This window comes from Amycolatopsis bullii, from assembly GCF_014654205.1.
GTDB lineage: Bacteria > Actinomycetota > Actinomycetes > Mycobacteriales > Pseudonocardiaceae > Amycolatopsis > Amycolatopsis plumensis.
In genome coordinates, this window is the sequence record NZ_BNAW01000095.1 from 1 (window position 1) to 10,093 (window position 10,093).

7 protein-coding genes are annotated in these 10,093 nt (G+C 70.7%); 3 read left to right on the top strand and 4 right to left on the bottom strand.

The window, feature by feature from the left end; genetic code table 11:
- Together IE317_RS43760 and IE317_RS43765 are read right to left on the bottom strand one after the other, a co-directional pair.
- Positions 1–2,043 (bottom strand): sensor histidine kinase (locus tag IE317_RS43760; RefSeq protein ID WP_191317253.1); only part of this gene is annotated, 2,043 nt, incomplete at its 3' end.
- A 599-nt stretch (positions 2,044–2,642) separates the two neighbouring features.
- Positions 2,643–3,299 carry a transcriptional regulator gene (locus IE317_RS43765; protein WP_191317254.1) on the bottom strand — a complete coding sequence of 219 codons (657 nt, stop codon included), beginning with the start codon at positions 3,297–3,299 and terminating at the stop codon, positions 2,643–2,645.
- A gap of 196 nt (positions 3,300–3,495) precedes the next feature.
- Here IE317_RS43765 and IE317_RS43770 point away from each other — a divergent pair, with 196 nt between their 5' ends.
- Positions 3,496–5,352 (top strand): AMP-dependent synthetase/ligase, encoded by a 1,857-nt coding sequence (locus IE317_RS43770; RefSeq protein ID WP_191317255.1) that lies wholly within the window; start codon positions 3,496–3,498, stop codon positions 5,350–5,352.
- Here the strand turns inward: IE317_RS43770 and IE317_RS43775 are convergent.
- Positions 5,349–6,248, bottom strand: coding sequence for an SDR family NAD(P)-dependent oxidoreductase (locus IE317_RS43775; RefSeq protein ID WP_191317256.1), 900 nt, complete (start codon positions 6,246–6,248; stop codon positions 5,349–5,351). The two genes, IE317_RS43770 and IE317_RS43775, sit on opposite strands and share 4 nt — an antisense overlap.
- A 337-nt stretch (positions 6,249–6,585) precedes the next feature.
- Between IE317_RS43775 and IE317_RS43780 the strand changes: the two genes are divergently transcribed.
- Both IE317_RS43780 and IE317_RS43785 read left to right on the top strand, forming a co-directional pair.
- Entirely contained in the window at positions 6,586–7,800 is a 1,215-nt protein-coding gene (locus IE317_RS43780; RefSeq protein WP_191317257.1) for an MFS transporter, read from the top strand.
- 321 nt (positions 7,801–8,121) lie between these two features.
- Positions 8,122–9,528 carry a GGDEF domain-containing protein gene (locus IE317_RS43785; protein WP_191317258.1) on the top strand — a complete coding sequence of 469 codons (1,407 nt, stop codon included), beginning with the start codon at positions 8,122–8,124 and terminating at the stop codon, positions 9,526–9,528.
- Here the strand turns inward: IE317_RS43785 and IE317_RS45005 are convergent.
- Positions 9,506–9,856, bottom strand: coding sequence for a hypothetical protein (locus IE317_RS45005; protein WP_229903246.1), 351 nt, complete (start codon positions 9,854–9,856; stop codon positions 9,506–9,508). The genes IE317_RS43785 and IE317_RS45005 overlap by 23 nt on opposite strands.
- Positions 9,857–10,093: the final 237 nt, after the last annotated feature.

A 10,093-nucleotide genomic window follows, 5' to 3' on the forward strand; every position in this document is an offset into this window, starting at 1 on the left:
GGTCACAGCGGCCGGGGCCGTCGGGGGCGCGGCGGGCGGCTCGGTGCGGTGCCGGGCCGGGCGGCGCACCGGCCGCTTGAGCGGCGCGACCTCGTCGTTGGCCGTGGTCTCCGGCTCGACCGGGTTCGGGACCAGCTCCGGCTTCGGCGGGGTGATCGGCTGCTCCGGCTCGGTCTCCGCGAGCGGGGCGAGCAGGTCGGTGCGCACCAGGACGATGGCCCGGGTGCCGCCGTAGGCGGACTCGCGCAGGTGCACCTGGATGCCGTGCCGCGCGGCCAGCCGCGCGACCACGAACAGGCCGAGGCGCGGCTCGTCCGACAGCGCCATGATCCCGAAGTCCGGCGGGTCGGCCAGCATCGCGTTGATCTCTTCGGTCTGGTCCGGCTCGAGCCCGAGGCCCTGGTCCTCGACCTCGATCACGACACCCTTGCCGACCACGTTGCCGCGGATCTCGACCCGCGACTGCGGCGGCGAGAACGCCGTCGCGTTGTCGATCAGCTCGGCGAGCAGGTGCACGAGGTCGCCGACGACCGGGCCGCGGACGGCGATCTGCGGCAGCACCGCCGCCTTGACCCTGGCGAAGTCCTCGGTTTCGGCGGACGCGCCGCGGACCAGCTCGGCCAGCCCGACCGGGTTGCGCCACTGGCGGCCCGGCTGCCCACCGCCGAGGATGATCAGGTTCTCGGCGTTCCGGCGGGCGCGGGTGGAGAGGTGGTCGAGCTGGAACAGCGTGTCCAGCTGCTCCGGGTCCTCCTGCTTGCGCTCGGCCTGGTCGAGCACCTTGAGCTGGCGGTGCACGATGACCTGGCTGCGGTGGGCGATGTTGAGGAACACCGTCTTGGTGCCCTCCTTGGTCTTCGCCTCGTCGATGGCGGCCGCGATGGCGGTCTGCTGCGCCTTGTTGAACGCGTCGGCGACCTGGCCGATCTCGTCGGTGCCGTGGTCGAGGAAGTGGCCACCCTCTTCGAGGTCGACGGGCTCGCCCGCCTGGACCCGGGCGACCAGCTCGGGCAGCCGGACCTCGGCGGCGTCGAGGGTGTCCTCGCGCAGTCGGTGCAGGCGGCCGATGAGCCGGTTCGACAGCCGGACGGCGACGAAGACCACGAAGACCGCGAACAGGACCGCGACCACGCCGGCGATCAGCGACTCGGTGAACGTCGAGTCCGCGTCGTTGATCGCGGCCTGGCTCGCGTTGGAGCTCTGCGTCACGAAGATGAGCATCAGCGCGTCGCCGACCTGGCGGGCAGCCGTGCGCCACTGGTCCTGCGCCACCGGCAGCTTCGACAGGTCACCGCGCAGGAACGCGGTCTCGACCTGGTTCACCGTCTGCCACGGCTGGCTGGCCAGCAGCTGGTCGTACTTCGCCTTGACCTCGGGGATCATCTTCGGCGCCGACGCGTCGAGCTGGGCGTGGTAGGCACCGACCTGGCCGACGTAGGCGCGGAAGTCCTCGTTGCTCAGCCCGCCCGCGGCCAGCCCGGCGGCGGCGAGCGCGTCACTGCGCTGCATCGCGTCGGCCGCGGTGAACAGCGGGATGGCCGTCAGCCGGTCGAACGCGTTCTGGGCACCGCGCGCGTTCTGCGCGAGCCCGGCCACGCCGTCGGTGAACTGGTCGAACAGCTTGTTGTAGTAGGCGAACGCCTGGCTGATCTGCATCTGGCCGCTGTCGACCGCCTGGCGGGTCTGCGGCAGCTGCTGGAACAGCCCGAAGAACGTGGCGATGTTCTTCTGCACGCTCGGCGGGGTGTTGTCGTAGTCGGCGAAGTTGTCGCGGAGGTTCTCGATCTCCTTCGCGGCGGTCGCGTCCGTCTTCGGGCGGACGGCCGCGAGCACGGCGCGCTGGTTGCTCTGGCCGGCCAGCAGGCTCAGCGTCGCCTGGCGCTCTTGCTGCAGCGCGGCGAAGAAGGGGATCGCGGGGGCTTCCGAGTTCCGGATCCGGCTGGTGTAATCACGAGCGGTGACCGCGTCGTAGATGAGGTAGCCCGCGAGGGCCACCCCGACCAGCAGGAGGGCCACACTGGGGATGAGCGCGATCGTGAGCACGCGCTTCCGAATCGAGGATCCCCGGTTGCGTCGAAGAGAAATCTGCTTCACCTGGGTCCGTTTTCCTTCCGGCAGTACATGGTTTCGGGTCGCCCGAGGCGGTCAACACCCGGATTCCGACCAGCCGGATCAACATCACCGTGGTCTGCTTCGCCCGCGACGACGTTAGGCAGCCCTCCAGGGCGCGTCAAGTCCGTGGCGATAACGTGATCTTGGAACGGTGACCGTTCCACACTCGCTGCCTGCGCTTCGAAAGTCCACCACCGTAAGTCGTGACCTTCGTCGCAGGCCGACTTCGGTTCCACGCACATAAGTGAGTAATGGAAGCGCTCTCGGAACCCGCCGCGCGTCCCGGGCCGGCCCTCTACGTACGACAGCGGTGGATCGTTCGGTGACAAACATCACGGACCCGCGCTCAGGCTCCCGCGCACCCCGTTCGTCCGGAGTGGACAGCCCACCGAAAGCGGAATGCGCAGGATCGACGGTAATAGCCGCGGATTCACCGGACACCGAGCCTGAATTCCCGGCATTCCGCAATCTGCATCCGGTCGATCACGCTGCGGTGGCCCGGTACCGGTTCCGCGGGGTCGCCGGGCCCCTCAGCCGGGGAACTCGTCGGCCAGCGTGTTCCAGAAGAGCAGCTCGTAGCTCTGGAACAGCCGCGCGCAGCGGTGCGCTTCGCGTTCGTCGAGCCGGCGCGCGTCGAGGCCGGCCTGGATCGCGGCGAGTGCTTGTTCTTCTATTTCCGGGACGTCCGCGGCAAAGAAGTCGAAGAACGCGCACTGCTCGCCGGTGAAGCCGTAGTGCTCGCGCATGCCGGCGGCGACGTCCCGGCAGTACCGGCCGAAGGCGGCGAAGTTGGCGAAGATCCCCGCCGCGGTCGCCGACGATTCGCCGTTCAGCGCGAGCCAGGCGACGTACGCCGGGTAGACCTGACAGCCCGCGCGCGGCCGTTCTTTCCCGTGGTCCGGACCAGTCGCGGCGAGCAAGGCGTCGAGCATCCCGTTCGCCTGCTGCTCGCCCGGCGCGAGGCCGCCGAAGAACGTGCGGGCGTGGGGTTCGTCCGCGCGGGCGGCCAGCTCGTGGAAGCTGCGCCAGTCGCTGAGCGTGATCAGCTTCTCCTCCGCGGCGAGCGCGGCGAACACCGCGCGCGGTGCCCGGCCCGCGGTGATCAGCGGCACGAGCCGGTTGTCGCCGTCGCGCGGCGCGAGTTCGGCCTGGATCTCTTCGAGCAGCTTGCGCGCCGAGCGCGTCATCGGTACCCCCAGGTGTCCGTGCTCCCTCCATTGAAGCGCGGTTCCGGCACGGACGCTCGTGTGCACAGTGGACAGTCGTGGAGACCTGACCGCTATGTCCGTTTCGATGGCGCCGGTTGACGTGGCCGCGATTCTCTATCCACCTGCGCCAGGAGCCCCTACAGTGTGGCCATCCGGAGCACCGAGGAGGCCAGCGTTGACCACCCCGTCCGTCGCCGAGCAGACCGAAGGCCAGACGATCCCGCGGCTGCTGCACCGCAACGCGGTCGAGTACCCGGACCTGCCGGCGATCACCTCGCTCGACCTTGAAGGTCAGCCGACGCTGACGTGGGGGGAGTTCCGCGCCACGATCGCCGAGGTCTCCCGCGGGCTGGCCGGGCTCGGGCTCGCCCGGCACGACCGCATGCTGATCATGGCGCCCGGCTGCCCGGACCACATCGTCGCCGACCTCGCCGCGACGCACCTGTCCGCGATCCCCTGCACCGCCTACGCCACCCTCAGCCCGGACCAGATCCGGTTCGTCGCCCGGCACAGCGCGGCGCCGGTCGTGGTGCTCGGCGGGGAGAACGAGCTGGCGCGCTGGCGGCCGGTGCTCGACGACCTCCCGGCGCTGCGCCACATCGTCGTCATGGACGAGGCCGCGCTCCCCGAAGGCGACGACCGGTTCCTCTCCTTCGCCGACCTGCGCGCCCGCGGCCGGGAAGCGCTTGCCGAAGACCCCGGCGCGTTCGAACGGTCCTGGCAGGACATCAAGCCGGACGACCCGCTGTCGATGATCTACACCTCGGGCACCACCGGTGACCCCAAGGGTGTCGTGCTGTCGCACCGCAACGCGATCCACCAGGGGTACGCGGTCACCGAGCTGCACCACCCGCCGATGCACGCGACGAACATCGCGTACCTGCCGCTCGCGCACATCGCCGAGCGGGAACTGTCGATCTACCTGCCGATCATCTGGGCGGGGCACGTGCACACGCTCGCCGACCCGGCCGCGGTCGTCGGCGCGCTCGGCAAGGTGCACCCGCAGAGCTTCTTCGGCGTCCCGCGCGTGTGGGAAAAGATGGTCGCCGGACTCAAGAACATGCTCGGCGGCGTGCCGGAGGACAAGCGCACCGCGCTGCTGCAGGCGAACGAGCTGCTGCAGCAGGGCTACAAGCTGCGCAGCGCCGGCAAGCCGGTGCCCGCGGAGCTGGCCGAGAAGATCCGGCAGACCGACGAGGCCGCGCTGGCCCCGATCCGCGCGTTGCTCGGACTCGACAAGGTGCTCGTCGCCTCCAGCGGCGCGGCCGCCCTGCCGGTGGAGATCATCTACTTCCTGGCCGGGCTCGGCATCGAGATCTGCGAGGTCTGGGGCCTGTCCGAGACGACGGGCGCGGCAACGTCCAATTCCGGCTCGGCCTTCCGCGCCGGGACCGTGGGCAAGCCCCTCGAAGGCGTCGAGGTGAAGGTCGCCGAGGACGGCGAGCTGCTGGTCCGCGGGCCGATCGTGTTCCTCGGCTACCTCCAGGAGGACGGCACGATCGCCGACGCCACCGACGCCGACGGCTGGCTGGCGACCGGCGACATCGGCACGATCGACGAAGACGGCTTCGTGACGATCACCGACCGCAAGAAGGAACTGATCATCACCTCGAGCGGCAAGAACATCGCGCCGACCCGCGTCGAGGGCCTGCTCAAGGAGCACCCGCTGATCGGCCAGGCGGTCGCGATCGGCGACGACCGCCCGTACGTGACGGCGCTGATCGTGCTCGACGACGAGATCGCGCCCGGCTGGGCCGCGGCGAACGGTGTCGAGGCGTCGCCGGACGAGCTGGCTTCGCACCCGGCGGTGCGGGCCGAGCTGGAACGCGCGGTCGAGTCGGCCAACAGCAGGCTCGCCCGGATCGAGCAGATCAAGCGCTACCACGTGCTGCCGAAGGCGTGGACGCCCGAATCCGGCGAGCTGACCCCGACGCTCAAGCTCAAGCGCCGGGTCATCAACGACCGGTATTCGGCCGACATCGAGGCCCTCTACGCCGCGACCCGCGACCCCGAGCCCGCCGCCGGTTCCTAAGCCGTCCGAGGCGAGGTCGTCTCCGTCCACTTGCGCAGCCGCGGCGGGACGCGCTTTTCCAGGCCGTAGTTCTCCAGGTGGGCGGAGAAGACCTCGTCGAACGCCTTCTGCACGGTCTCGGTGTCCCACACCGGGCGCTCGAGGATCGGCTGCTTGAGGAACGGCTGGCCCATGATGTGCAGCTGCGGGCCGTTGCACCGGATCATCTGGCCGGTGATGCCGTGCGAGCCCTCGCCGAGCAGGAACAGCACAACCGGCGCGATCCGCGACGGCGTGCGGTCCGGCGGGCAGGCGCGCAGCGAGCGTTCGGACTTCCACACCATCCGCGTGTGCGCCAGCGGGCAGACGGCGTTGACGCGGATCCCGACGTCTTCGAGGTCCAGCGCCCAGGAGTAGGTCAGGGACGCGACCGCGCCCTTGCTCGCCGCGTACACGCCGAGCTTGCGCTGCCCGAGCGAAGCGCCCGAGGAGATGTTGACGATCGAGCCGCCGGTGCCCGCGTCGACCATCGCCTTGATCGCGGCCAGCCCGGTGTTCACCACGCCGAGGACGTTGACCGCGACGAGCTCCCGCGCCTGCTCGGCGTCGTCCTCCCAGGGCAGGGCCTCGTAGTTGAGCCCCGCGTTGTTGACCAGCCCGTCGATCCCGCCGAACTCCTTGACGCAGAGGTCGACGATCTCCTGCGCCTCGCCCGCCTCGGCCACGCTGTGCCCGCTCGCGACGGCGCGGCCGCCGTGCGCGCGGATGTTCTCCGCCGTCCGCTCGGCCAGTTCGGCGTCGACGTCGTTGACCACCACCGCCCCGCCCGCGCGCGCGACGTGCACCGCGAACGCTTCGCCCAGGCCCCGGCCGGCGCCGGTGACGACGACCGCCTTGCCCTGCATCAACCCGTCCATCGCTCTCCCCGATCTGCAGCGCCGGCGGCGCGCGGTCCGTCCACCCCGGCCGGCTCACCACTCAGTCTTCGCCCATTCGGTCCAACGCGGCATCGGCGCGACGACGAGCGGCCGCCGCCCTGCGCCGAGCGAGTCCGGTTCGATCAGTCGGGACGTACCCGCGGGCCGGTCACGAGGGGGTGACTGGCTCGCATTCCGGGGACACCGGGCCGTAACCGGCGGCATACTGTGGGTGCTTTCCGGTGGTCGACCGTGACACCCCCGGATGGGGTCGTCACCGGAGAGGCACAATGCGGACGGTCCATGTTCACTCGATCGGGGGACGGTGGTGACGAGGGTGACAACGCGCGCGACACCCCGGCTCCGGGCCGTCCTGGCCAACCGCGAGTTCCGCGCGCTGTGGTTCGCCGAGACGCAGTCGATGCTCGGCGACCAGCTGACCATCGTCGCGCTGGCCATCCTGATCTTCGACCGGACCGGATCGCCGCTGCTGTCGGCCGTCGTCTACTCCCTGACGTTCCTGCCCGCCCTCGCCGGTGGGCTCGGGCTCTCCCAGCTGGCCGACCGGTTCCCGCGGCGGGCGGTGCTGGTGAGCGGCTCGCTGGCGCAGGCGGTGCTGATCGGGCTGATGGCGGTGCCCGGGATGCCGATGGGCTGGCTGTTCGTCCTCTTCGTCTTCGCCCGGCTGGCGAACGCGCCGTGCAACGCGGCGCAGAACGCGCTGGGCCGGGAGATCTTCGCCGACGACGACGTCTACCTGCAGAGCCAGGACCTGCGCGGGATCACGAACAACACCGCGATGCTGGCCGGTCTCGCCGCCGGCGGCCTGCTCGTGACGAGCATCGGCACGTCGTGGGCGCTGGCGATCGACGCGCTGACGTTCGTGGTCGCCACCGTCGCCGTGCGGCTGCTGGTGCTGCGGCGGCCGGCCGCGGGCAGCGGCGGCGCCCCGTGGTTCGGCGCCGTCCGGCAGGTTTTCGGCGACGAACGGCTGCGGGTGCTGCTCTACCTGTCCTGGCTCGTCGGCCTCGCGGTGATCCCGGAGGGCCTCGCCGCGCCGCTCGCCGCGCAGCTGGGCGCGGGTGACCAGGCGGTCGGCTGGCTGCTGGCCGCCGACCCGCTGGGCTTCGTCGTGGGGACGTTCCTGCTCTCGCGGTTCGTCTCGACGGAACACCGCCGCAAGCTGCTGGGCGTGCTGGCCGCCCTGCCGCTGGCCGCGCTCGCGGCCTTCGCGCTGAAGCCGAACCTGGCGGTGGCGCTCGTCCTGCTCGCGCTGGCCGGGGCGACCGGCGCGTACGTCATCACGGTGACGGCCACGTTCATCACGTGGGTGCCCAACGACATCAGGGGCAGCGCCGGCGGGCTCTACCGGACGGGGCTGCGGGTCGCGCAGGGCGTGGGCGTGGGGGTCGGCGGGCTGGTCGCGCAGGGGCTCGGTTCGGCGAACGCGACCATTGCGCTCGCGGGGGCGGTGGGACTGCTCGTGGCCGTCCCGGTCGCGTTGTCGTGGCGCCGGGTCTGGAGTGCGAAACCGGAGCCGGGGTCGTCATGAACGGATTTCCACCGGGGATTCAGCAGTCACGGTTCGACATCGGTCGCCACCTCTCCGTGCAGGACAAGATCATGAAGGACATTCAGCTGGGGACGGCGAGCAATTCGCGTCCGAGTCAGCCGTCGCGGTTCGACATCGGGTCGCCACCTCCGTCAAGCGAAGCATGAACAAGCGATTGAGCCGCGTTCGACGGTCAGTTCGACCACGAACGCGGGGTTCTGATGGTGAAGGATGATACCCGGCCAGGGAATGCGTCAACACTCTGGCAGGTACCGATGAGATTACTCAAGTGCGGAGCTAGGCTGGAAAGGAGGTGACCAATTGCATCCCGGACCAGACGACGACCCGTCCGCCGCCGGCGGGGCGGCCGCCCGGCCGGCGCCGGAACCGGACCGGCGCCCGCCGGTGACCGAGCACGCCGAAGCGGCAGGCAGCCCGACCGGGCGCGACCACCCGTACCGGCCCCGCCACTGGGCGCTCTGGCGGCGGCCGCCGGTGCTGATCGCCTTCATGCTCGGCCTGGAAGCCGTCGCCGTCGCCGTGCTCGCGATTTCCTTCGCCCATTCCGCGGTGCCGGGCGAGCGCGACTGGATCAATTTCGGGATACTCGCGGTCGGCGCGACCGTCCACATTCAACTGACACAACGCCAGGAAGAGCGGCGGCGGAACCGGACCAAAAAGGTCCTGATCGACCTGACCGCAGTCTGGACCTTTTCCGCAGCATTGATCCTGCCGGTGCCACTGACCCTGCTCGTCGTTTTCCTCATTCGCATGCAGCACTGGTTCATCGCGCGCAGGCCGGCCCACAACTTCATTTTCTCGTCGATCACCCACGGCCTGGCCGGCGCGGTCGCCCACCTGACGTACGTGGCGCTCGGACCGCACCTGCTGGGGCTGCCCGGCTGGGGCGGCTTCTGGCGGGAAGCGGGCACCATCGTGCTCACCGGCCTCGTCTACGAAACGATCCAGATCCTCTACGTCGGCGGCGCACTGGCGCTGGGGCTCTCGTCCGAGCCGACCCTGCGTAACGTTCTGGGCAGCCCGGCCGACAACCTTCTCGAAGCGGTCACCATCGGCCTCGGCGCCGTGACCGCGATCCTGCTCACCGTCGTCCCGCCGATGGTCGTCGTGATGGCGGTGGCGACCGTGGTCTTCAATCGCCTCGCGGAACTCGACCAGCTCCAGAACGACGTCCGGACGGACCCGAAAACGGGCATTCTCAACATGCGCGGCTGGTCGGAGGCGGCCGAGCGGGCTCTTGAACGGACCGCTCGATCGGGTGATCAACTGGCCCTGCTGATGGTCGATCTGGACCACTTCAAGTGGATTAACGACACCTATGGACATCCGGCGGGTGACGACGTACTGCGCACGGTTGCGCAAACGCTGGACGAAGTGACCAGACCGAGCGACTTGGTCGGCCGTTTCGGCGGTGAGGAATTCCTCGTTCTGCTGCCGGACATCGACGAACAGGCGACCTGGGACGCGGCCGAGCGCATCCGCATCGCGGTCGCCAAGCTGCACATGGTGACGACGGACAAGCGCGGCGACCCGGCGACGATCGCCGACCGCACGACGTCGATCGGCGTGGCTCGCCACCCCCGCCACGGCGACACCCTCGAGCGCCTCCTCCAGTCCGCCGACGCGGCGGTCTACCTGGCGAAGGAGAACGGCCGCGACCAGGTCTGCTTCGCGCCGGACACGGTCACGCCCCCAGCCGGACGGTGAGTTCGAGCTTCACGAGCACCTCGGCGCACGTCCCGGCGGCCGCGGGCTCCAGCCGCACCCGCTCTCCCCGGTAGCCGGCGGACTCCAGCCGCAGGACGCGCGCGCCCGGCGCGGGCCGCGGGTGGCACCAGTGCCGGACGGTCCCGGTGCCGGCGTGGTCCTTGGCCAGCAGGAGGTATTCGTGGCCGAGGTCGTCGGTGACCCGGCCCAGGCCGTTCCACCAGAGCGAGCGGAGGGTGAGGCCGTCACCGTCGCGGAGGAGCTCGACCGGGGGATCGGCGTGCACGTCGACCTGGAAGCCGTGCTCGGTGACGCGCACCGAGCGCACGCGGAGGAAGGCACTGTTCCCCGCCCCGGCGGGCGGTGGTGCGGGCGGCGGGCGACCGGACCGACCGTCCTCACCGGCACCGGCGCCCGGCGGCACACCGAACGGCCCCGGGCCCGCCGAACCACCGCCCGCCGGCCGTGGCGCACTCCCGCCGGCATCCGGCCCGGGCAGCAGCACCTCGCGCCCCCCGGCCCCGCGCTCGGCGCGCGGCAGCAGCGCCGCCACTCATCGGGGTAG

Coding starts and splice junctions, on each gene's coding strand:
- IE317_RS43775 (WP_191317256.1), bottom strand. CDS start 6,248: ATGGACGGGTTGATGCAGGGCAAGGCGGTCGTCGTCACCGGCGCCGGC.
- IE317_RS43765 (WP_191317254.1), bottom strand. CDS start 3,299: ATGACGCGCTCGGCGCGCAAGCTGCTCGAAGAGATCCAGGCCGAACTC.